21 protein-coding genes are annotated in these 23,102 nt (G+C 62.3%); 14 read left to right on the top strand and 7 right to left on the bottom strand.

Annotation, left to right across the window (positions count from 1 at the left end; all coding sequences use genetic code 11):
- The first annotated feature begins 57 nt into the window (after positions 1-57).
- The 4 genes from JQ631_RS20825 to JQ631_RS20810 all read left to right on the top strand — a co-directional run bounded on the left by JQ631_RS20825 (position 58) and on the right by JQ631_RS20810 (position 3,853).
- Positions 58-486 carry a GNAT family N-acetyltransferase gene (locus JQ631_RS20825; protein WP_212328771.1) on the top strand — a complete coding sequence of 143 codons (429 nt, stop codon included), beginning with the start codon at positions 58-60 and terminating at the stop codon, positions 484-486.
- A 231-nt stretch (positions 487-717) separates the two neighbouring features.
- Positions 718-1,986 (top strand): CaiB/BaiF CoA transferase family protein, encoded by a 1,269-nt coding sequence (locus JQ631_RS20820; protein ID WP_212331465.1) that lies wholly within the window; start codon positions 718-720, stop codon positions 1,984-1,986.
- Positions 1,987-2,050: 64 nt separating this feature from the next.
- Positions 2,051-3,280, top strand: coding sequence for an acyl-CoA dehydrogenase family protein (locus tag JQ631_RS20815; protein WP_212328769.1), 1,230 nt, complete (start codon positions 2,051-2,053; stop codon positions 3,278-3,280).
- Between the two features lie 9 nt (positions 3,281-3,289).
- Positions 3,290-3,853, top strand: coding sequence for a flavin reductase family protein (locus tag JQ631_RS20810; protein ID WP_212328767.1), 564 nt, complete (start codon positions 3,290-3,292; stop codon positions 3,851-3,853).
- A gap of 6 nt (positions 3,854-3,859) precedes the next feature.
- On the opposite strand, the gene JQ631_RS20805 is transcribed toward JQ631_RS20810, so the two are convergent.
- On the bottom strand, positions 3,860-4,768 hold the full coding sequence (locus tag JQ631_RS20805) for an NAD(P)-dependent oxidoreductase (RefSeq protein WP_212328766.1): 909 nt from the start codon (positions 4,766-4,768) through the stop codon (positions 3,860-3,862).
- A 176-nt stretch (positions 4,769-4,944) separates the two neighbouring features.
- On the opposite strand from JQ631_RS20805, the gene JQ631_RS20800 reads away from it, so the two are divergent.
- From JQ631_RS20800 to JQ631_RS20775, 6 genes are all read left to right on the top strand, one after another.
- Positions 4,945-5,928 (top strand): ABC transporter substrate-binding protein, encoded by a 984-nt coding sequence (locus JQ631_RS20800; protein ID WP_212328764.1) that lies wholly within the window; start codon positions 4,945-4,947, stop codon positions 5,926-5,928.
- A gap of 78 nt (positions 5,929-6,006) precedes the next feature.
- Positions 6,007-7,701, top strand: a complete 1,695-nt coding sequence (ilvD, locus tag JQ631_RS20795) for a dihydroxy-acid dehydratase (RefSeq protein ID WP_212328762.1) — start codon at positions 6,007-6,009, stop codon at positions 7,699-7,701.
- Positions 7,702-7,823: 122 nt separating this feature from the next.
- The gene (locus tag JQ631_RS20790; protein ID WP_212328761.1) at positions 7,824-8,669 is read left to right on the top strand and encodes an ABC transporter ATP-binding protein; all 846 of its coding nucleotides are present in this window, start codon (positions 7,824-7,826) and stop codon (positions 8,667-8,669) included.
- Entirely contained in the window at positions 8,666-9,451 is a 786-nt protein-coding gene (locus tag JQ631_RS20785; RefSeq protein ID WP_212328760.1) for an ABC transporter permease, read from the top strand. The genes JQ631_RS20790 and JQ631_RS20785 overlap by 4 nt, the downstream gene beginning before the upstream one ends.
- Complete coding sequence (locus tag JQ631_RS20780) at positions 9,448-10,215, top strand: ABC transporter permease (protein ID WP_212328759.1); 768 nt, start codon at positions 9,448-9,450, stop codon at positions 10,213-10,215. The genes JQ631_RS20785 and JQ631_RS20780 overlap by 4 nt, the downstream gene beginning before the upstream one ends.
- A gap of 37 nt (positions 10,216-10,252) precedes the next feature.
- Positions 10,253-11,299 (top strand): 2,5-dihydroxypyridine 5,6-dioxygenase NicX family protein, encoded by a 1,047-nt coding sequence (locus JQ631_RS20775; RefSeq protein WP_212328758.1) that lies wholly within the window; start codon positions 10,253-10,255, stop codon positions 11,297-11,299.
- Here the strand turns inward: JQ631_RS20775 and JQ631_RS20770 are convergent.
- The 5 genes from JQ631_RS20770 to JQ631_RS20750 are packed head-to-tail and all read right to left on the bottom strand — an operon-like array spanning position 11,296 to position 17,004.
- The gene (locus JQ631_RS20770; protein ID WP_212328757.1) at positions 11,296-12,288 is read right to left on the bottom strand and encodes a 3-hydroxybutyryl-CoA dehydrogenase; all 993 of its coding nucleotides are present in this window, start codon (positions 12,286-12,288) and stop codon (positions 11,296-11,298) included. The genes JQ631_RS20775 and JQ631_RS20770 overlap by 4 nt on opposite strands.
- 3 nt (positions 12,289-12,291) lie before the next feature.
- Entirely contained in the window at positions 12,292-13,380 is a 1,089-nt protein-coding gene (locus JQ631_RS20765) for an NAD/NADP-dependent octopine/nopaline dehydrogenase family protein (protein WP_212328756.1), read from the bottom strand.
- On the bottom strand, positions 13,377-14,903 hold the full coding sequence (locus JQ631_RS20760) for a class I adenylate-forming enzyme family protein (RefSeq protein WP_212328754.1): 1,527 nt from the start codon (positions 14,901-14,903) through the stop codon (positions 13,377-13,379). Before JQ631_RS20760 ends, JQ631_RS20765 begins: the two co-directional genes overlap by 4 nt.
- Before the next feature lie 2 nt (positions 14,904-14,905).
- The gene (locus JQ631_RS20755; protein WP_212328752.1) at positions 14,906-16,195 is read right to left on the bottom strand and encodes an acyl-CoA dehydrogenase family protein; all 1,290 of its coding nucleotides are present in this window, start codon (positions 16,193-16,195) and stop codon (positions 14,906-14,908) included.
- Positions 16,192-17,004 carry an alpha/beta fold hydrolase gene (locus tag JQ631_RS20750; protein WP_249160849.1) on the bottom strand — a complete coding sequence of 271 codons (813 nt, stop codon included), beginning with the start codon at positions 17,002-17,004 and terminating at the stop codon, positions 16,192-16,194. The genes JQ631_RS20755 and JQ631_RS20750 overlap by 4 nt, the downstream gene beginning before the upstream one ends.
- A gap of 214 nt (positions 17,005-17,218) precedes the next feature.
- Between JQ631_RS20750 and JQ631_RS20745 the strand changes: the two genes are divergently transcribed.
- The 4 genes from JQ631_RS20745 (at position 17,219) to JQ631_RS20730 (ending at position 22,613) form a co-directional block, all read left to right on the top strand.
- Positions 17,219-17,980, top strand: coding sequence for an SDR family NAD(P)-dependent oxidoreductase (locus tag JQ631_RS20745; RefSeq protein ID WP_212328749.1), 762 nt, complete (start codon positions 17,219-17,221; stop codon positions 17,978-17,980).
- Positions 17,981-18,023: 43 nt separating this feature from the next.
- Positions 18,024-18,860: an enoyl-CoA hydratase family protein gene (locus JQ631_RS20740; RefSeq protein ID WP_212328748.1), complete on the top strand. Its 837-nt coding sequence runs from the start codon at positions 18,024-18,026 to the stop codon at positions 18,858-18,860.
- Positions 18,861-18,956: 96 nt separating this feature from the next.
- The gene (locus JQ631_RS20735; RefSeq protein WP_212328747.1) at positions 18,957-21,308 is read left to right on the top strand and encodes a bifunctional salicylyl-CoA 5-hydroxylase/oxidoreductase; all 2,352 of its coding nucleotides are present in this window, start codon (positions 18,957-18,959) and stop codon (positions 21,306-21,308) included.
- A gap of 54 nt (positions 21,309-21,362) precedes the next feature.
- Positions 21,363-22,613, top strand: coding sequence for a flavin-dependent oxidoreductase (locus JQ631_RS20730; RefSeq protein ID WP_212328746.1), 1,251 nt, complete (start codon positions 21,363-21,365; stop codon positions 22,611-22,613).
- An 8-nt stretch (positions 22,614-22,621) separates the two neighbouring features.
- Here JQ631_RS20730 and JQ631_RS20725 read toward each other — a convergent pair whose 3' ends face one another.
- Complete coding sequence (locus JQ631_RS20725) at positions 22,622-23,080, bottom strand: cupin domain-containing protein (RefSeq protein WP_212328745.1); 459 nt, start codon at positions 23,078-23,080, stop codon at positions 22,622-22,624.
- Positions 23,081-23,102: the final 22 nt, after the last annotated feature.

Genomic DNA, 23,102 nt, shown 5'->3' with positions numbered 1-23,102 from the left:
ACATCTCGTGGCCGCGACGCCGGGAGACGGCCGATCTCCGTTCGATGAGTCAATGCCATGTACACCATTCGTATGGCCGATGCGTCAGATGAGGATGTTGCCGACACATTGGCTGAATTGCATCGGTTGACATTCTTCGACGCTGCGCCGATGCCGGAGTTCGATTTCGGAACGTGGTGGCTTGCTTATCAAGGAGACGATGCGGTCGCTTTTGCGGGCGTCGTGCCGTCCACCTATGCGCGAAATAGCGGCTACTTTTCCAGGGTCGGCGTCTTGGAGCGTCACTGGGGCGGGGGACTTCAGCTCAGGCTGATGCGAGCGATCGAGGCGCGAGGACGGCGTGTCGGGTGGGACGGCATTGTATCCGATACGACCGACAATCTCGCCTCTGCGAATAATTTCATCAAGGCGGGCTATCAGCTCTACGAGCCCGAGGTGCCGTGGGCCTGGTCGCACACCCTCTACTGGCGAAGGCAGCTTCGCTAAGTACTCCCGTGGTGCGGAAGGTGCTTTTGGTATCGTCAGATATGGCGCGCCGACGCGGGTGCGGCATTGCTGACCTGGCATGCACAAGGACCCGGCAGCTTGACCGCTGCCGGGTCCTTTTTGCGTATTGGAGGGCGTTTATTGAAGCACTTGCGAAGCCGGCTCCGCCGGGCTTTAAGTTTGCTTGCAGAAAATTCGGCGAGCACAAGCCGATGTAAGGGAGCGCCAGGGATGTCCACCAAGCCTCAATTGCCGGAGCGGCCGTCGCGAGCGGCCGAAAGACCGACCGCGCTCGATGGTCTGCTGGTTGTCGATTTCACGCGCGTGGTCGCAGGTCCCGCCTGCACCCAAACGCTCGCCGATTTCGGTGCGCGCGTCGTCAAGATCGAAAACCCTGATGGTGGCGACGACACGCGCGCCTATGAGCATGCCGAGATCGGCGGGGAAAGCGCGGCCTATCTCAGCCTTAACCGCAACAAAGCCGGTATCGCGCTCGATCTCGCCGTGCCTGAGGCGCGTGAGGTCGCGCTGGATCTGATCCGCAAGGCGGACGTCGTCGTTGAGAATTTCTCCAGTGGGGTCATGAAGAAGTTCGGCCTCGACTATGAGTCCGTCGCGCCACTCAACCCGCGGCTGATCTATTGCTCGATTTCGGCCTACGGGCGAACCGGGCCGTTCGCCTCACGTCCGGGCTTTGATCCCATCACGCAAGCCGAGAGCGGATTCATGTCGCTGAACGGATTTGCGGATGGTCCTGCGGTTCGGACCGGACCACCAATCGTCGACATGGCAACGGGGATGTCGGCCTGCAATGCCATTCTGCTGGCGCTGTTGGCGCGGGACCGACTCGGCCGCGGCCAGCATGTCGAGGTCGCGCTCTTCGACGTTGCCATGGGAATGACCGGCTTTTACGGGATGGCCTATCTGATCAACGGCGAGAACCCCGGACGGTTCGGCAATTCGCCGAGCGGGTCGCCGACCGTCGGCGTCTATGAGGCATCGGATGGTCCGCTTTACATGGCCTGCGCCAATGACCGGCTATATCGACGGTTGGTTATCGAGGTGCTGAATCGTCCGGATCTCATTAACGACGCACAATTCGCGACGCGCAAGGCGCGCTCCGAGAACAAGGAGCTCCTCCGTGCGGCCATTGCGGAGGTCTTCGCCGGCGACACGCTCGAGAACTGGATGGCGAAGATGAAGCTCGCCAATATTCCGGTCGGCTATCTCCGCACGGTCGAAGAAGGTTTCAATGCACCCGAAGCACGGGAACGCGCGCGCCTGAGCCGGATCCCGCATCGCACGGCGCAGTGGGTGCCGAACATCGAGCCGGCGATCAGCATGAGCCTGACGGCGGCAATTGACCCCGTGGCGGCGCCGCTGCTGGGCGAGCACACCGAAGGCGTCTTGCGCGAGACGCTCGGTTACGACGAGAAGCGGATTGCGGCCTTGGCCCAAAAAGGGGTGTTCGGGCTGCGCAAGACCGCAGCATCGGATTGAGCGCGGCACCAGCTTGATTTGGCAAGGTTCCCGCCGCATAAATATGTGAGAGTGAGGAACACGAATGGTGCCTGGTCAGGAGCCGAGCATGGGTCGGCCGGAAGCGACAGTCTCCGGCGAACGAGCCTATGAGACGATGATCGCCAAGGCCCGGTCCCTCGTGCCCCAATTGCGGGAGCGCGCTGCCCGCACTGAGGAGCTGCGGCGCCTGCCGCCGGAGACCGAGCGGGACCTGCACGATGCCGGCCTATTCCGGATGCTCCAGCCGAAGCGCGTCGGCGGCGCCGAACTCGAATACGTCGCCCTGATCGACTGCGCCGAGCTGCTGGGACGAGCCGACGCATCGGTGGCCTGGAATCTTACCAATCTGGCGAGCCATCACTGGATGCTCGGCATGTTCGAGCAGCGCGCACAGGATCTCGTTTGGGGCAAGGACCCGGACGTGCTGATCGCATCGTCCTTCATCTTCCCCGCCGGTCGCGCCAGTAAGATTGAGGGCGGATACCGGCTGCGCGGAAGCTGGCCGTTCTCATCGGGCGTCGGCTCGTGCGCGTGGAACATGCTCGCAAGCGTCGTCTCGTCCGACGATGAAGCCGACGGCATCGAATACCGTATCTTTCTGTTGCCGAAGACTGACTACAATATCCTCGACACCTGGAACGTCGCGGGGCTGCGCGGCACCGGGTCGTCGGATGTCGAAGTCAGGGATGCGTTCGTGCCCGATCATATGACGGTCGCGGTGGGGGATCTTGCGGGCGGCGCGACGCCCGGCAGCAAAGTAAACCCCAACCCGCTGTACGCGCTGCCGGTGTTTTCGCTGTTTCCCTATGTTCTTTCCGGTGTCGCGCTCGGGAATGCACAGGCATGCCTGGACGACTATGCAGAAGTCGCACGTCACCGCATCTCGACATACAACCGTGCCAAGTTGAGCGACTTCCAGAGCACGCAAATCAAGATCGCGGAAGCTTCCGCCAAGATCGATGCTGCGCGCCTCATCATGCGCTCCGCCTGCACCGAGGCGATGGAGGACGCTCGGCGCAGCCACACACCCGATATGATCACCAAGACCAAATACCGACGTGATGGGGCATTCGCCGTCAATCTATGCACGGATGCCGTCTCGATGCTGTTCGCGGCGAGTGGTGCACGCGGCCTGTTCACGACGGGCGTGTTGCAGCGGCAGTTCCGCGATGCGCACGCGATCAATTCGCACCTCGCATTCAATTTCGATGCGGCCGGAACCAACTATGGACGCGTGGCTCTCGGCCTGCCGTCCGAGAATCTCACCTTGTGAGGCCGGCCGATGAATGATCTGCCAAAGCAGCCGCCTGCTCCTGATCCAGCCAATGAACTCGCGAGCGACAGCTCGCAGATTGACCCGCGTGACTTTCGCAAGGCGCTGGGCACCTACGGAACGGGCGTCACGATCATTACAGCCGCAGGCGCTGATGGAAAGCCGTATGGTATCACCTGCAACTCGTTTGCGTCGGTCTCCCTGAATCCTCCTCTGGTTCTCTGGAGCCTCGGAGCCTACTCATCGAGCCTGACCGTGTTTCAGAACGCCACCCATTTCACGGTGCACGTGTTGGGAACCTCGCAGCAGGCGCTTGCAAACAAATTCGCGAAATCGTCCGAAGACAAGTTTGCCGGCGTGGATTGGACGCCGGGCCTCGGCAACGCGCCGGTGCTTGCCGAGAGTGTGGCGAATTTTCAGTGCCGCTCGGTCAATCGGTACTATGGCGGCGATCACGTGATCTTTCTCGGCGCAGTCGAGGCCTATGCCTACAACGCCAGAGAGCCGCTGCTGTTTGCGCTGGGGACGTATGGCCGGTTTGTGGTCGACGACGAGAGCAAGAAATCTCGTTAGGCCGGTTCAGCGGTTTGTGGCCGAAAGCTTGTAGATTTCGAGGGCGTCCGCGTCTGCGCCCCGTGCAGCCTTGGCCAGCCTGAAGATCTGTCCGGCGAGGGTTGCCATCGGCACCGGCGTTGACGTCGCTTGGGCGACATCGGCGACCGTGTCGAGATCCTTCAGCATCGTCGCGATGTGGCCGAGCGGCGGCGAGTGGATTCCTTGGACCATGCGGGGCACGAAGAGCTGGAGCGGGATCGAGTCCGCAAAGCCGCCGGCAAGCGCTTCAGGCAGCCGGCTCGCGTCAATTCCCGCATTCGCAGCAAGGCGCGTGGCTTCCGCAAGCACGGCCATTGCGCATCCGACGATCACCTGGTTGCAGAGCTTCGTGGTCTGGCCAGCGCCGGTCGGGCCCATGTGGGTGAACCTGCGGGCCATGCTCAGCACATAGGGCCGAGCGCGCTCAATGTCGGCCGTCTCTCCGCCGGCCATGATGGCGAGCGTACCTTCTTCGGCGCCCTTGGTCCCGCCAGACACCGGGGCATCGATCCAGCTTGCGCCATTTGCAGCGTTCAATCGCGCCGCCAATTCGCGTGCAGCGTCGGGATGAATCGACGAGAAATCGACAACGAGCTTGCCCGCGCCTGGAGCGGCTGCAAGACCCTGCGCCCCGAAGATCACTTCTTCGACGGCACCGGCATCCGTCACGCACATGAAGACGATGTCGGAACTCGTCAGCAGGTCACGAGGCGTGCCCGCGCGCTTGGCGCCGGCCTCGACGAGCGGAGCGACCTTGCCCTCGGAGCGGTTCCAGACACTGACGTGGTGGCCGGCCTTGAGCAGGCGCCGGGTCATCGGCGTGCCCATCAGTCCGAGACCGAGATAACCGAGCCTCTCGACGCCTTGCGGGTTTGCCTTGCTCGCATCAGCCATAGGTTGCCTCCTTCTATCGCGGCGCAACGCGGTGCGACCGCTGCGCACCATACAGAACGTATCCCGCAACGAAACCGGCCGGCTTGCATGGCTTGCCTGATTGTTTGAACCATGAAACATTCGGGCAGGTCGGGTTGGGTGGCGTCGGTCGGCGCCGGAGCAACGGAGTGGGCACGATGCGGGCAGTTTCGACTTGGATGCTGGCAATAGGGGCCGTGACGGCCCTGGTCGCAGGCGCGAGCCCCTCACGGGCGCAGCAGACGATCCGCGTGGGCTGGACCATCCCGGCCGAAGAATCCAAATACTGGATGATGCGCAGACCGGCCGAATTCCCCGATATCGGCAAGACCTACAACATCGAATGGACCCAGTTTCAGGGCACCGCGCCAATGACGCAGGCACTGGCGGCCGGTGCTCTGGATTGCGCGACGCAGGCACCGCTCTCGCTCGCCAACGGTGTGGTCGGCGGCAATCTCAAGGCCTACATCGTGGCGCAACACGTCTTCGAGAAACCCGGCGGCTTCTCGGTCTACTGGGCAGTCAAGGATGACTCGCCAATCAAGACGATTGCAGATCTCAAGGGCAAGACGGTCGGGATTTCCGTGATCGGCGGCGGGACGCAAGGCCCGTTCAACCTGCTTTTGAAGCAGAACGGCATCGATCCCGCCAAGGACATCAAGCTGGTTGAGGTCGGCTTTGCAGTCTCTGAGGATGCGTTGCGCCAGGGCCGGGTCGATGCAGTCAATATGAACCAGCCGTTTGCGGCACGCGCGGAGGCGAAGGGCGGAATCAGAAAACTGTTCTCGCTGTCGCAGGCCATGCCGAACATCGTGCACATTCTGGAAGCCTGCCGTGCCGATTTCGTCGACAAGAATCCTGATCTGGTCAAGGCCTATGTCCGCGACATCACGTCGGGCATGAAGAAGGCGCTCGCGAACCGGGAAGAGACCTTGAAGGTCGTGTCGGAGGTGCTGAAGGCTCCCGTTCCGGTACTTGATACTTACCTGCTCAAGGACAACGATTTCGGTCGCGATCCCGGTGCGGCACCGAACTTCCCTGCAATCCAGAAGATGCTGGACATTTACGCGGACACGGGAATGCTGCCGAAACTGGATGTCGCGCAGTTCAAGCACCCGACCATCGTCGCGCCGTTACAATAGGCGATAGAGCGGTTCGCAGAATCAACGACGTCGCAGTGTCCCGCCATGTGCGGGACATTGCATGAAGATGATGCAAGTATGAAGAAGTTGCGATCACGGATAACCACTGACGGCCTCGACCGGGCTCCGCATCGTGCCTTCATGCGTGCCATGGGGCTGGACGACGCGGCTATTGCCAAGCCGATGGTGGGCATTGTCAGCATGAAGGGCGAGCAGACGCCCTGCAATATGACCCACGATTTCCAGGTGGCTGCGGCCAAGACCGGGATTGAGGATGCCGGCGGGACGCCGCGCGAATTTTCGACCATCTCGGTGTCCGACGGCATCAGCATGAATCACGAGGGGATGAAGTTCTCCCTGTTTTCGCGGGAGTTGATCGCCGACTCCATCGAGGCTGTCGTCCATGGCCTCGCCTACGATGCGTTGATCGGATACGGCGGGTGCGACAAGACGCTTCCGGGCGTGATGATGGGTATGGTTCGTTGCAACGTGCCTTCGATCTTCATCTATGGCGGAAGCTCGCTGCCGGGCCGCGTGGATGGACGGACGCTGACCGTCCTCGACTCCTACGAGGCAGTCGGCAGCTTCATGACCGGAGAGATCGACGCTGCGACACTCGAACGGATCGAGCGCGCCTGCCTGCCGACCATCGGTGCCTGCGCGGGCCAGTTCACCGCGAACACCATGGGAATGGTGTCGGAGGCCATGGGCCTGACCATTCCCAACGTGTCCATGGTGCCCGGTGTCTATGCCGAGCGCGCGCAGATCTCGCGTCGCGCAGGGCGGCTGATCATGGAAATGTTGGAGCGTGGCGGGCCGCTGCCGCGCGATATCGTGACGCGGAAATCCCTGGAAAACGGTGCCGCGATCGTCGCTGCGACGGGCGGTTCGACCAATGCCGCGCTGCATCTGCCGGCGATCGCGAACGAGGCCGGCATTTCCTTCACGATCGACGATGTCGGTGAAGTCTTTGCCCGGACGCCGCTGATCGGAAACTTGCGGCCAGGGGGCAAGTACACGGCGAAGGATGTTTACGACATCGGTGGTGCTGCCGTTGTGATCCGCGAATTGATCCAGAGCGGGCATATCGATGGCAGCTGCCTGACCATCACGGGCCGGACACTCGCAGTAGAATATGGCGCGGCCAATGCGCCCGATGGCGAGGTCGTCTACGCGGCTCGCGCGCCGATCATGCCTGACGGTGGTGTTTCTGTCCTGAAGGGCAATCTCTGCCCCGATGGTGCAGTCATTAAAGTCGCGGGCTTGAAGAGCCTGCTCTTCGAAGGCGTGGCGCGCGTCTTCGAAGATGAAGAGGCTTGCGTCGCGGCTGTTCGCGACCGCAGCTACAAGGCGGGCGAGGTTTTGGTGATCCGCAATGAAGGGCCGGTGGGCGGTCCTGGCATGCGTGAGATGCTCGGTGTCACCGCGCTGATTTACGGCCAGGGCATGGGCGAGAAGGTGGCCCTGATCACGGATGGCCGGTTCTCCGGAGCGACCCGTGGCATGTGTATCGGCTATGTGTCCCCGGAGGCCTTCGTTGGCGGTCCGCTGGCGCTCGTCCGCGATGGCGACAGGATCCGGATTGATGCAGCTGGCCGCCGCATGGATCTGCTAGTCGATGAGCAGGAACTCGCCACACGCCGGCGCGATTGGAAGCAACGCCCGCCGCGCCATCGCGCCGGCGCGTTGGCGAAATATGCGCGTTTGGTCGGCCAGGCTCCGGGCGGAGCCGTGACGCATGAGGGACCAGCGGAGTGGCCGTGGTTCGACTGATAACTCGCGCGCGTGCAGAACAGCGACCTTCTGGCAGGTTCTTGCTAAGCTGGCGCCGCCGATGGAGGTCGCTCAGCGGATGGGTTGCTTGACGTTCGCGTGTGAGTGAAGCGAGAGACGGGATGAAGGTAGTGCCTTCGAGATCGAGCGAATGGGTGAAACCGGTGAAGTCACAAGAGCCGGCTTCTGCGATCATCGAGATCGACAGCGTCTCGCAGGTCTTCCAGACCTCGGCGCGCAAGGATCATTTGGCTCTATCGGATATTTCCCTGATGATCGAGGAGCGGGCGTTCGTCTCCATTCTCGGTCCGTCTGGCTGCGGCAAGTCGACGCTGCTTTATATCGTCGGTGGCTTTGTCAGGCCAACCAGCGGTGCGGCAAGGATGAAGGGGCGGGCGATCACAGGCCCGGGTCCAGATCGCGGGCCGGTGTTCCAGGAGTTCGCGCTGTTTCCGTGGAAGACCGTGCTGGGCAATGTGATGTATGGCCCGCGTCAGCAAGGTGTGCGAGCCGCAGAGGCAGAAGCACAGAGCCGCGCGCTGATCGAGATGGTCGGGCTCAAGGGCTATGAGAATTTCTATCCGAAGGAACTGTCGGGCGGCATGAAGCAGCGCGTCGCGCTGGCTCGGACCCTTGCCTACCATCCTGAAGTCCTGTTGATGGACGAGCCGTTCGGGGCGCTCGACGCTCATACCCGCACGCGTCTCCAGAACGATCTCCTGAATATCTGGGAACGCGATCGCAAGACGGTGTTGTTCGTCACTCACTCGGTCGACGAAGCCGTCTTTCTCTCGGACAAGGTCGTAATGATGTCGAAGTCGCCCGGCCGCATTCGGGAGGTCATCGATATCGATCTGCCGCGGCCGCGGCGCCGCAACGAGCTGTTGCTCGATCCGCGCTACCAGAAATATGTCGTCGACATCGAGCGCATGTTCGACGAAAGCGACGAAGCCGGATCGCCCTTATGATCTCACCGGCTGCCCTGGTAAAACGCGCTGCGCCGGTGTTGGCGTGTATCGGATTGCTGATGGTTTGGCAGGTTGCGTCATTTGCGCTGAAGAGCGACAGCTTTCCGACGGCGATCGAAGCGATCCGCGCGATTCCGGATATTCTCGGCGACAAGGAATCTCTGATCAATATCCTGGCCTCGCTACGCCGCATGGCGATCGGGTTTGGCGTAGCGGTATCGGTCTCGATTCCGCTTGGCCTCTTGATGGGTCGCAGCCGAGCGGTCGCCGCTTTCTTCAATCCATTGCTGATGGTGATTTATCCGGTACCAAAAGCGGCGCTGATGCCCATCATCATGCTGTGGCTCGGCGTCGGCGACATCACCAAGACCCTGGTGATCTTTCTCGGCGTCAGTCTGCCTGTCATCTTTCATAGCTTTCAAGGAGCCAAAGCCGTTGAGGAAAAGATGCTGTGGTCGGGCGCGGCAATGGGGCTTTCGCCCTTCCAGCGCCTGATCCGGATTGTGTTGCCGGCGGCGCTGCCGGAAATTCTGACGGGGTGCCGCACCGGCCTGGTGCTGGCGCTGATCACGATGATCACGAGCGAGATGATCGCGCGGCAATCGGGAGCCGGGAACATCCTGTTCAATGCGCTCGACATGGGTCAATACGACACGGTTTATGCGATGATCATCATCGTCGGTGCGATGGGCATCAGTATCGATGCGATCTTCGAGCGTGTTCGTGCAAGACTGGTGCGTTGGTCTGAGCCTCAGTTCGACATGCCACTGAGCTTTTCATGATGTCACGCTTTCTCCCAGCCAATGTCATCTTCGGGCTCGCGCCAATCGTGCTGGTGATTGCACTGTGGCAAGGCCTGGTGTCATTCGGTGTCGCGCCCGCGGTTTTGCTGCCGCCGCCGGGTGTCGTCTTCAGCCGGCTGCTCCAGCAGCTCGTGACTTGGACATTCCAGGAGGAAATCGCAGCGACCTTGATCCGGCTATTCGCGGGCTTCACAATTGCAGTTGTCCTCGGCGTCAGTATCGGCATTGCGGCGGCCGCCAGTCCAACAATCAACGCCATTGTTCGACCGATCGTGCGCGTGCTGGCGCCATTGCCGAAAGTCGCGCTCTATCCGGCGCTGTTGCTGTTGCTTGGCTTCGGCCACGGATCGAAGATCACTCTGGTGACTGCCGACGCGCTCTTTCCCATTCTGCTGTCGACCTACTACGGAGCTTCGACCGTCGAGCAAAAGCTGATTTGGTCGGCCATGGCGGCGGGAACGCCGCGCTACGAAATCCTGTTCAAGGTGGTGCTGCCGGCGGCAATGCCGTCGATCCTGACCGGCTGTCGGATCGGCCTTGTCATTTCCTGCATCGTGGTGTTTCTGGCCGAGATGATCACGTCGACGGACGGCCTTGGCCACGTTCTCGTGACAGCGGCCCGCACTTTCCAGGCGGTCGACATGTTCGTGCCGCTCATCACGATCTCGCTGCTGGGATTGGTCCTTAACGGCTTGTTGGGCGCCGTGCGATCATACCTCTTACGGGGCTTCCCCGAGGCGTGATCTGATTGACAGGAAACCAGGAGACCGGGAGTGAATCATGCTGGCTGATCGCATCGAGGCAAAATGGATCGACGCGTTTTGCGAGATCTTTGAGCGTTGCGCCGTCAAGCCGGGCGATACCGCGGCGATCCTCTCGGAAACTCAGTCGCGTGCGCTGAACGTGCATCTGGCGGAACTCGCGCTGCTGCGCATGGGCGCGCGGCCGTTTCACGTGGTGATGCCGACGCCGCGGAACCGGAATATCGTTCCGGTTCGTTCGACGGGAGCGAGCGAGGCGATCCAGAAGCTTGGCCCGGTCATCACGGCGCTTCAACAGGCTGGTTTTGTGGTGGATTGCACCATCGAGGGTTTGATGCACGCGGCGGAGACGCCCGAGATTCTAAAGGCCGGCGCGCGCATCCTGGTGATCTCCAACGAGCATCCAGAGGCGTTGGAGCGGATGGTGCCGGACCCCGCGCTCGAAAAGCGCGTTCGCGCAGCCGCGAAGATGCTGCGCGGGACGAAGCGGATGCGGGTCACCTCGAAAGCCGGTACAGCGCTCGATGTGGACATGGTCGGTGCGTCCACGGTCGGCGTGTGGGGTTGGACCGACAGGCCTGGAACGCTGGCGCATTGGCCGGGCGGCATCGTCGTCAGCTTTCCCAAGAGCGGGACGATCAACGGCACGCTGGTGATGGCGCCCGGCGATATCAATCTTACCTTCAAGCGCTATCTGACCTCGCCGGTGAGGATGACCTTGAAGAACGATTATGTTGTCGAGCTCGAAGGTGAGGGCACGGATGCCGCGATGATGCGCGCCTATCTCGCCGCCTGGGGCGATCGGGAGGCCTATGCCGTGTCACATGTCGGCTTTGGCATGAATCCGGGCGCGCGCTATGAGGCGTTGTCGATGTACGACCAGCGCGACACCAACGGCACTGAAATCCGTGCCGTCTCCGGAAACTTCCTGTTCTCGACCGGGGCCAATGAATTCGCTGGGCGTTACACCGCGGGTCATTTCGATCTGCCGATGATGGGGACAACCATCGAACTTGACGGCGTCGCGGTGATTCGAGACGGTGTGCTCCAGGATGTCTTCGGTTAGTTGCGGTCGAGCACCGGCGGCCGCGCGAGGTCGAAGTGCCGAAGCAGGTCGACCATGGCCTGAAGGCGCTTTACGCGATAGGCGTCAACGTCCATGCCTGAATAATCGAGAAAGCCTGCGCCCGTGCGCAGGCCAATTCGGCCTTCGTGCATGTTGTGTGAGATAACGTCCGGCGCGCGATAGCGGTCGCTGCCGAGCGCACCTTCGAGATACCGGCTGGCGTAGTAGAGAATGTCCCCGCCGCCCCAATCGATGAACTCGAGCAACCCCAGCACGGCATAGCGGAACCCGAAGCCGTAGCGGATCGCCTTGTCGATTTCCTCCGGGCTGGCGACGCCTTCCTCGACCATGCGCGCGGCTTCGTTCATTGCGAGCGCCTGGATGCGCGGAACGATGAAGCCGGGCGTTGCCGCGCAAACCACGGGCACTTTGCCGATACCCTCGAGTAGCGCCTTGACCTCGTCGATGATGGCGGGATTGGTGGCTTTGCCGGGCGACACTTCCACCAATGGAATTAGATAAGCCGGATTGAGCCAGTGCACATTGAGAAAGCGGCTGGGATTTTCGATCGCACCGGAGAGATCGTCGACGAGGATGGTCGATGTCGTGGATGCAATGATCGTCCCCGGGCCAACCTGTCTTGAAGCGGCCCCCAGCACCTCGCGTTTGAGCTCGACGACCTCAGGGACGCCCTCGAATACGATTCCGGTCTCGGACAGCGAGGTGCCGCTTTGGCTTGCTGGCACCACGGAAACCCGCGCGATAAGCGGATCAACGTCGGTTTCGTTCAGCAGCCCCAGCTTCGAGAGGCTGGCAAAGGTCTTTCTGACTTCGCCGAGCGCGTCCGCTTCCAGCCCGGCGAAATCTTCCGCCGAGCGGGCTTTGATGTCGATCATCGTGACCGTATGGCCCGCATAGGCAAACGCAACGGCGATGCCGCGGCCCATGCGACCGGCCCCGAGACATGCAATTTTGGCGCGGCTGCCCATTGATCAGAATCCCTCGCGAAGCAGCGTCTGCAACTCGGTCTTGTGAAGCTTGCCAAGTCCCAGCGTCGCCAATGTTCGGCCGCCTTGAACAAAATCTTCGCCGCAGATTGCGCCGCCTATGGCCAGGAAAGCCTTGGCGAGCGGCGCGGCGACCCCCGCTAGCTCAGCCACAGACACCAGCAGCGACAGCCCAAGCCGCAAATCCTCGCGCATGTAGCGGTGCTCGGTCAGGACGATCCGCTCGCGCCAGTCGCCGGAATCAGTCAGGCGATCGTGCGAACCGCGGCCGTACATCCAGATCTCGCCTTCCCTGGCGTAGTGATGAGCGAGCGGAAAATGCGGCGCGCCATATCCGAGCGCCTCGCGCACGGCGATCCGCTCTCCATCGAGGGCGTCAGTCACCTGCCGGATCGCGAGCTGCGTTCCTTCCTTGTGGATGTCCCATCGCTCGAAATGCTCAATCGGTCCCGCGTTCATCACGATCAGCGGTGGATGAATGATGCAGCCTGCATTCATCAACGCGCCGGACAATGCGTCGCCGCATGGCTCGATCACGTCAGGAAAAGCACGTCCAATCACGTCAAGCGCGTGTGGTGCCTGATCGAGCGGAAAAACGCCGACCGGCAGCCGTTTGGCGCGGATGGTGATCGCAGCTTCAAATGGGCCGTGTTTGCGGGTAAGCCACGGGAGCGTGCCAGTCTCAGCGAAGCTGGCCCTTGCGCGATTGCCGGCGTCGCGCGCGGCCTGGGCAAAGATCATCGAGCCGAACGTCGCCGGCGGCAGAAACACGACCTGGCCATCGCGCAGGTGCGGAGCAAGCAAACGCGCGATGTCTTGTTGCGCGAAGGCAGGGGCAGGGCACACGATCAGCTCGACGTCGCTGACAGCTTCGGCGATTTCGGTGGTGATCAGCGCCAGCCTCACGTCGTGGCGGCCATTGTGATCCTTTACAAGGATGCGAGAGCCGGCAGCGCGGTGTGCTTCGACCTGATCCGCGTCACGGCGCCAGAGCCGGACTTCATGCCCCGACAGCGCAAAATCGCCTGCGGCGGCGAAAGAGCCGTTTCCCCCACCCAGAACCGCAATCCTCAAGATGCTTCTCCTTGCGCGCGCGACTGCGTATCAAGCTGCTTCAGCAGGAAATGCTGGACCTTGCCTAGCGCTGTGCGCGGCAGGTCGGCAACGAAGACGATGTCGCGTGGAACCTTATAGCGGGCGAGTTGCGCCTGAACGTGCGCTCGCAGCTCGTCCGCCTCGAGCCGGCAGCCGGATCGCCGGATGACGTAAGCGATAGGGACCTCGTCCCAGCGCGGGTCCGGTCTCCCGATCACGGCACATTCACTGACGTCAGGATGTTCGAGCAGGACACGCTCGACCTCGGCTGGATAGACGTTCTCGCCGCCGGAAATGATCATATTCTTCTTGCGGTCACGGACCCAGAAATAGCCATCGGCGTCGCACAGGCCGATATCACCGGTGCGATACCAGCCGTCGTGCAGCGTGTCGCGCGTTGCGTCCGGATCGCCCCAATATTCGAAGAAGACGTTGGGCCCGCGTACTGCAATCTCGCCGGGTGTGGCCGCCGGCACCTCGTTGCCAGCCTGATCGATCACCTTCGCTTCGCAGCACAGACCGGCAAGTCCGGTCGATCCCGTGCGTGATAGGTCGGCGCCGAGGCGGGTGTAGATGGCGATCGGGCAGGTTTCCGTCGAGCCATAGACCTGCAGCACCGGTACGCCGCGCGCGACGAAACGATCGATCAGGTGGGGCGGTACGATGGTCGAGCCGGTGGCGACGGCTTTCAGCGACGAGAGATCGGTCGTGGCCCAAGCTGGGTGCTCGCTCACGGCCTGGATGATCGCCGGCACCAGGACCGTCAAGGTAGGCCGGTCCCGTTCGATGGCGGCTAGCGCCATATCAGGCGCGAAGCGGGCGTGAATCGTGACGGTTGCGCCGAGCTGGAGCGCTGCCGTGGTCTGGATGTTGAGCCCGCCGACGTGGAAGAAGGGCAGCACCGTCAGCACATGATCGTCGGACGTCATGTTGTGCATGTGCTGGCTCATGACGCCGTTCCAGAACAGCGCCTCCTGGCGCAGCACCGCGCCCTTCGGTCGTCCCGTCGTGCCTGACGTGTAGACGATCAGCAGCGGGCAGGAGAGATCGGTGTGTTGGTTGGGTCCGCTGCTTCCGTCGTGCGCCAGCAGGCTTTCGAAAGTCCTGCCGTGCAGAGGCGCGAAATCCAGGCCAATGACGGCGATTCCCCGCGTAAGTTCGGAGAGAAGGCCCTCAAATGCCTGCTCGAGCACCAATACCTTGGTGCCAGCATCGGTGAGAATGAAGAGCTGCTCGGCGACCGCCAACCGCCAATTCAGCGGCACCAGCATCGCGCCGAGCCGCGCGCAGGCGTAGAGCAGGACCAGATAGTCCGGCCGATTCAGGCTCAGAATCCCGACGCGGTCACCAGGGCCGACACTGAATTCCTGCTTCAAGGCTGTGGCGGTCCGATCGATGCGGTCGGCGAATGCGGCATAGCTCAGCCGCTCACCTTCGAAGGCAATGGCTGTCTTGTCTGGCGCAAACGCCGCGTTGCGATCGATCAGACTGCAAAGGTCCACGGTCAGTCGTCCGTTTCGCCGGCCTCGTATAGCGCCTCGCGCCCGATCCGGTCCAAGCAGAGCTCGGCTGTCCAGGGCAGCATCAGCGAGCCGCAACGGCTGTCGCGATAGATCCGTTCCAGGGGAAGTGAGCGGAGCATGGCCTGTCCCCCGCAGGTACGGATCGCAAGCGCCGCCAGTTCATTGGCGCCCTCCATCACCGAATATTGCGCGGCATAGGCGCGTAGCACTTGCTCCTTGCTTGGATTGGCGCGCGCCTCAGTGACAGCCTGGAACCAGATTGCCTTGATCTGCTCCAGTTTGATCTGCATCTGCGCGACCGCGATCTGTTTGGTCGGGTACATCCGGCGCTTGACCGGCGGCATGCCCGGCACTTCGCCGCGAAGATAGCGCAATGTAAAATCATAGGCGGCTTGCGCGAGGCCCATATAAGTCGGCGACAGCGTCAGGAACATGTGCGGCCAGCGCATGGCCGCCTGGAAATAGACGCCCCGCGGCATCAGCGCGGAATCCTCCGGTACGAACACGTCTTTGAACAACAGCGTGCGCGAGACAGTTCCACGCATACCGAGCGGATCCCATTCACCGACGACCGAGACGCCTTCCGATTTTGCGGAGATGGCGAGGTAAAGGGTGTTGCGGCGGGAGGCCTTCTCGCCTTCCTCGATCTCGGTGCAGAGCACACCGTAGTAATCAGCGTGACCGGAGAGCGATGCAAAGATCTTCTTGCCGTTGACGATCCAGCCGCCCTTGACGGGTTTTGCCTCCGTGCCGAATGCAACGCCGCCTGCAGCGGCCGCGCCGCCCTCGGAGAAGGGCTGCGAGTAGATCGCGCCATCCTCGATGATCCGCTTGTAGTGGACCGCGCGCCGTTGCTCGTGATCGGCATGGGTCTCAGCGTCCATGTCGAGATCGTCGGCGAGCGGGCCCGACCATAGGGTCGAGCAGACATGCATGTTCCAGGTGAGCGCGGTGGCTCCGCAATAGCGGCCGATCTCGGCGGCTGCCAGGGCGTAAGTCTGGTAGTTTGCGCCGAGCCCTCCGTGCTTCTTGGGGATGGCGATCCCGAGCAGGCCGACGCGGTGCAGGTCGCGATAGTTCTCGGTCGGGAAGATGGCTTCGCGATCGTAGGTCGCCGCCCGGCCGGCGAACACGCTCTGGCCGATCTCCCGCGCACGCGCGATGATGCCGGCCTGCTCGTCGCTCAGGCGGAACGCCACGGGATCGAAGATCGGTGCGTCCAGCGCGATCTTGTCAGTTGCGCCGATAGTCTTGCTGACTTGCATGGTCATTGCGCAGTCACCCGTGTTTTTGCTGCGACGGAATCGGCGAAGCTGCCGAGAGCCTTGTCGAAGGCATCAGGGCGTTCGAGGTTGGCAAGATGGCCGACGCCGGCCAGTTCGACATATTCAGCCGCAGGGATGTAGGTCGCGGTCTTCGCCATCATTGGCGCTGGCGCATTGTTGTCCTTGGAGCCGGACAACAGCAGCGTCGGGACGGAAATGTCCTTGAGGGTGTTGCGCTGATCAAAGCCGATCAGGGCCAGCATCATGGCGCGGTAGCTCGCTTCAGGCACGTTTGCCATGCACTCGCACGCGAGCTCCATTCCCTTGGGATCAGGATCGTCACCGACCAGTTCCTTCACCAGCGAGGGCGCGAGCGACTTCATCGTTTCACCGCGATCGAGCGGCCCAAGCCTTGCAGCGATGAATGATCTTTGCCAGTCACCGTCGGCCTTGCCGAAGGCCGGGCTTGTCTGTGCCAGAACAACCGCGCGCGCCTGCTTCGGCGATTGCACCAGCCATTTCTGGACGATCATGCCGCCGATCGAATGACCCACCAGAATGGGGTTTGTCGCGCCGATCTGTGCGATGAATTGCTGGAGAGCATCGGCCAGGGCAGTGATGCTGACGCTCGGGAGCGGTGCAGATCCGCCATAGCCCGGCATGTCCCACGCAATCGCGCGAAAACGATTGCCGAATGTCGCAAGCTGCTGCCGCCAGGCCCGCGCTGCGCCGCCAATACCATGCAGGAAGATCAGGGGTGCGGCGCCGGGATCGCCTGCGGCTTCATAGGCGAAACGTCCATCCCTTGTTATCATTGGCGCAGGCTGCGACACGCGACATCCTTTTGCTTGGCCCGGCGATGCTAACAGGCCTGTGGGGGATGGGAAGGGATAATTTTATACTTAAAGCAATTTTCGGGCCGGTCTTTCTCGGGATGGCATTCGCAACGTCGATCCTTGCTTTCGTTGCAAAAGCTTGAAGGTTAAAATATATCGGAGGAACGATCGTCAGTTTCCAGGGAGCCCGCGCATGTCCGCATTGCCGCATTCGCCACACGCGCTGGTGACCGGTGGCGGTCGCGGCATCGGCCGCGCGATTGCGGTCGCTCTTGTCGAGGCGGGCGCTACCGTTACGGTGCTCGGCCGGAATGCCGCTACTCTCGAAGAGGCGGTGAGCGCAGGCGCTGCGCATTTTGCGGCCATCGCCGATGTCTCGGACGAAGCAGCACTGAAGGCGGCGATCGCCGCCGCGCATGTGCGAAAGCCGATCGATATCTTGATCGCCAATGCGGGCAGCGCTGAATCCGCGCCGTTTGTGAAGTCGGACAGTGCTCTTTTTGCGCGCATGATGGACATCAATTTCATGGGCGTGGTCCATGCCGTCCAGGCGGTGCTTCCAGGGATGAAGGATCGCCCCTACGGGCGCATCGTTGCGATTGCATCGACGGCGGGGCTCAAGGGCTACGCTTACGTGAGCGCGTATACGGCGGCGAAGCACGCCGTTGTCGGTCTGGTGCGTTCGCTTGCCTTGGAATTGGCTGGCAGCAACGTGACCGTGAACGCGGTGTGTCCCGGTTTCACCGACACCGATCTTGTTGCCGGCAGTATCGACAACATCATGAAGAAGACCGGGCGAACCCGTGAGCAGGCGGTCGCCGAGCTCGCCAGGCACAATCCGCAGGGACGCCTGATTGCGCCGCAGGAAGTCGCGAATGCCGTGCTTTGGTTGTGCAGTGAGAATGCCGGTGCGATCACAGGGCAGGCGATTGCGGTCGCCGGAGGCGAAATCTAGCGTACGTGGTGCAGGCACGGTACAAGGAAGTTAAGGAGATCGCATGAGCAGACCAGCCAATCCCGTCACCGTGCCGCTCGCGGACTATTCCCCGCAACATTTCCTGCTGGCCGTGGTCGACGGCGTTGCCACCGTGACGCTCAACCGTCCGGAACGAAAGAATCCGCTGACTTTCGAGAGCTACCGCGAACTGACGGATTTCTTCCGCGCTTGCGCGTTCGATGACGCGGTCAGATCGATCGTCGTCACCGGTGCCGGCGGCAATTTTTCGTCTGGTGGCGACGTGTTCGAGATCATCGGCCCACTGGTGAAGATGGACACCAAGGGCCTGACGGCGTTCACCCGGATGACTGGTGACCTTGTCAAGGCGATGCGGGCCTGCCCGCAGCCGATTGTGGCCGCGGTCGAGGGCATCTGCGCCGGTGCCGGCGCGATCATTGCCATGGCCTCCGACATGCGGCTTGCCGCAAGTGGTGCAAAGGTGGCGTTCCTGTTCAACAAGGTCGGTCTTGGCGGCTGTGATATGGGCGCCTGCGCGATCCTGCCGCGGATCATCGGTCAGTCCCGCGCCTCCGAGCTTCTGTACACCGGCCGGTTCATGACCGCGGAAGAGGGCGAGCGTTGGGGCTTCTTCAGCCGCATCGTCACGCCGGAGCAGGTGCTGCCCCAGGCACAGCTGCTGGCCAAGCAGGTCGCGGAAGGGCCGACCTTCGGCAACACCATGACCAAGCGGATGCTGGCAATGGAATGGGCGATGTCGGTGGAGGAAGCGATCGAAGCGGAGGCCGTTGCCCAGGCCCTTTGCATGACGACGGCAGATTTCGAACGCGCATTTGAGGCTTTTGCCAACAAGGTCAAACCGGTCTTCAGGGGTGACTGACGGCCTTTTCCCGGGAAGGCCTGCAACGGAGGACTTGCCAGAAATTATTTTAGGCTTAAAATAGTTTTCATGGCCGGGTGAATTGGCGAGGCTCCCATGAAAGTCGCGATCATCGGTGGCGGACCTGCGGGTCTCTACGCAGCGATCCTGCTCAAGAAGCAGCGCCCGAGCGCCGACATCACCGTGTATGAGCGCAACCGCGCAGACGATACGTTCGGCTTCGGCGTGGTGTTCTCGGATGCCACGCTCGACAATTTCGAAAAGCACGATCTTCCGAGCTACCGCCGCATCACCCAGGAGTTCGCTTACTGGGACGATATCGCCGTGCATTTTCGCGGCACGGTGCACAGGGTGGGAGGCAACGGCTTTTGCGGCTGCTCCCGGCAGAAGCTGCTTCTGATCCTGCAGGAGCGGGCGCGTGAGCTGGGTGTCGGCCTGCATTTCGAAGTGGATATCGACGACGAAACGCGCTTTGCCGATGCCGACCTCATCCTGATCGCCGATGGCGTCAACAGTCGTTTCCGCGAGAAATATGTCGAGCACTTCCAGCCGGAAGTCGACCTCCGCACCAACAAGTTCGCCTGGATGGGCTCGACCAGGCCGCTCGATGCCTTCACCTTCATCTTTCAGGAGACGGAGTGGGGCCCCTTCATCGCCCACGCCTACCAATATGAGGCTGGCCACTCGACCTGGATCTTTGAGACAGATCCGGAGACGTTCGAGCGGGCTGGGTTGACGGGGCTGAATGAGACCCAGTCCGCCGCACGGATGGCCGAGATCTTTGGTTGGTTCCTCGACGGACACAAGCTGCTCACCAACCGCTCGATGTGGCGCAATTTCCCGATGATCCGCAGCAAGCGCTGGGTCAAGGACAATATGGTCCTGCTAGGGGACGCCAAGGCGAGCGCGCATTTCTCGATCGGCTCCGGTACCAAGCTCGCGATGGAAGACGCGATCGCACTGGCCGAGGCGATGGCGAGGGCGCCCGACATCAAGGCTGCGCTGGACGTCTACGAGCACGGCCGCCGCGAGGAGGTCGAGAAGACGCAGCACGCCGCCGACGTCTCGCTGGTCTGGTTCGAGCATGTCGACCGCTTCTGGGATTTTGACCCCGTGCAGTTCGCTTTCGGCGTGATGACGCGCTCGAAGGCGATCACCTATGACAATCTGAAACTCCGCGCACCCGATTTCGTCGCCGAGGTCGAGAAGTCATTCGCCAGGCAAGTGCGAAGCAACGGTTTCGACGTCAGCACTGACAAGCCGATGGTGCCGCTGTTCCAGCCATTCCGCTTGCGCGAGATGGAGATTGCCAACCGCGCCGTGGTATCGCCGATGTGCATGTACTCGGCGAAAGAGGGCGTTCCCGATGATTTCCACCTCGTGCACTACGGTTCGCGCGCGATCGGTGGCGCCGGCCTGATCTTTACGGAGATGACTTGCGTCAGCCGCGATGCGCGGATCACGCCCGGTTGCGCCGGTCTGTGGAACGACGAGCAGGAAGAGTCGTGGCGGCGAATCGTTGATTTCGTTCATGGCAACTCGGCAGCAAGAATCTGCCTGCAACTCGGGCACGCCGGACGCAAGGGCGCGACCAAGCTGATGTGGGATGGCATTGACCGCCCGCTGGACGAAGGTGGCTGGGACGTGGTCTCGGCATCGCCGCTGCCCTATTTTCCTGACAGCCAAGTGCCGCGCGAGCTTGACTGTGCCGGCATGAATGCGGTGAAAGCCGCTTTCGTCGCGGCAGCCGAGCGCGGCGAGCGCTGTGGCTTCGACATGCTCGAGCTGCATTGTGCCCACGGCTACCTCCTGGCGAGCTTCATCTCGCCACTGACGAACACGCGTACCGACGAATACGGCGGCTCGCTCGAAAATCGCCTGCGCTTCCCGCTCGAGATATTTGAGGCCCTGCGTGCTGCGTGGCCGAAGCACAAGCCGATGTCGGTGCGTATCTCCGCAACTGATTGGGCTGACGGCGGCATCACCGGTGACGATGCGGTTGCCGTCGCGCGCGCCTTTGCCGAGGCTGGTGTCGATCTGGTCGACGTCTCGACCGGGCAGACCGTGCGCGATGCCCAGCCGGTCTATGGGCGCATGTTCCAGACGCCATTCTCCGACCAGGTTCGCAACGAGGCGCGCGTGGCCACCATGTGCGTCGGCAACATCACCACCGCGGACCAGGCCAACACCATTTTGGCCGCCGGCCGGGCTGACCTCGTCGCGCTCGGGCGGCCGCATCTGGTCGACCCCTTCTTCACCATGAAGGCAGCGGCCTGGTACGGCGCAAATGACGCGTTCTGCCCACCGCAATATCTGCCCGGAAAGGACCAGATTTTCCGCAATAGCGTGCGCGACCGGCAGGACCTCGAGGAGCTGAGAATTAAGGCTAAGCCCAAGACCCGGGCCGAGCTCAAGGCGGAGGCCACAAAGCCGCTTGCGGCGGAGTAACCGCCCGTGCGACGTTAACCCATTGCCTGGCGTATTTGAGTGGAGTTAAGGGCGATGAAAGCGATTATCGTCGGCGGCGGTATCGGTGGTCTCACCACGGCTTTGATGCTGCGGGCCCGCGGTATCGGCTGCGAGATATTCGAGCAGTCCGATACGATCCGCGAACTCGGCGTTGGTATCAACACGCTGCCACACGCCATGCGTGAGCTCGCCGGTCTTGGCTTGCTGCAAAACCTCGACGACGTTGCGATCCGCACCGACCAGCTCTACTACCTCAACCGCCATGGCCAGGAGGTCTGGCGCGAAGCCCGCGGCGTGGACGCCGGCCACGACGTCCCCCAATTCTCGATCCATCGCGGTCGTCTGCAGGGTGTCATTCATCGCGCCGTGGAGGAACGGCTCGGGGCGGAGGCGATCCACACCGGCTGCCGGCTTGGCGCGTTCACGCAGGACGAGGGCGGTGTCACGGCCTACTTCTTCGACCGTGCCGGCTCGCATATCCATACCGCGCGTGGCGATATCCTGATCGGCGCCGATGGCATCCATTCGCGTGTCCGCGACACACTGTTCCCGAATGAAGGACCGCCGTGCTGGAACGGCCTGATGCTGTGGCGTGGTGCGCGCGACTGGCCGCTGTTCCTCACCGGAAAATCGATGATCGTCGCCGGTGGCCTCAATGCCAAGGTGGTGATCTATCCGATCGCTGAAGGTTCGAGCCCCGCGAGCCGCCTGACCAATTGGGCGGTGCTGGTGAAAGTCGGCGAGGGCAATGCGCCGCCGCCACGGAAGGAAGACTGGTCGCGGCCGGGCCGGCGGGAGGAGCTGATGCCGCACGTCGCGCGCTTCTCGGTGCCTTACATCGACGTAAGAAGCCTGATTGCGGCAACGCCCGAATTCTATGAGTATCCGACTTGCGACCGCGATCCCCTGCCGTATTGGTCATCCGGGCGCGTCACGCTGCTCGGCGATGCCGCGCATCCGATGTATCCGGTCGGCTCCAATGGCGCTTCGCAGGCCATCCTCGATGCGCGCTGTCTCGCCGACGCACTGGTACGCGCCGAGCATCCCCGTCAGGCGTTGATGGAATACGAGAAGAAGCGTCTGCCGATGACGGCTGATATCGTCCGCTCCAATCGTCGTGGCGGCCCCGAGGGCGTCATCGACGCCGTCGAGCAGCTCGCGCCCGACGGCTTTGATAATATCGATAACGTGCTGAGCTATTCCCAGCGCGAGGCTATCGTGCGTGGCTATGCCACCAAGGCCGGCTTTGCCGCAGTGCCCGGCCTCGCTGCGGTGCGCGCCTAAAGTAGCCGCTAGCCCGCGCCGGGCGGCGGCGGCAAGAAGTGGATGTTGAACTCGGCAGCCATCGCCACCACGTCCTCCGGCCTCTGTTCTTTCATGTTGTGAAGGCCCCAGAACAGGTCGAACAGTTTCTTGGTCGGCGAGACCCAGAACAGCACTTTTGCGGTCTGGTCCGACTTGTTGAAGATGCCGTGCGGCACGCCCATGCCGAGACGGATCAGGTCGCCGGGAGTTGCCTGCGCTTCCGAGTTGCCGAGCATGAAGTCGAGCTTGCCCTCCAGCATGTAGAGATATTCGTCCTGGTCGGGATGAATATGCGGCGGCACGAACGTGCCCGGCGGCAATGTCGCGTGCCAGGAGAAGCTGTTCTCGGTGTTGCTCTTCGGCACATAGGTCTGACCGAGGATGTTCCAGGAGATGCCCTGGATGCCCTCATTGGCCCGTGTGATGCCGGTGATTTCGCTCTTCATTGCAGTCCTCCCTTAACGCAAC

The sequence above is a fragment of the Bradyrhizobium manausense genome, from assembly GCF_018131105.1.
Classification (GTDB): Bacteria; Pseudomonadota; Alphaproteobacteria; order Rhizobiales; family Xanthobacteraceae; genus Bradyrhizobium; species Bradyrhizobium manausense_B.
The sequence above is the reverse complement of the archived record's forward strand: the minus strand, read 5'-3'. Positions and strand labels throughout refer to the sequence as shown.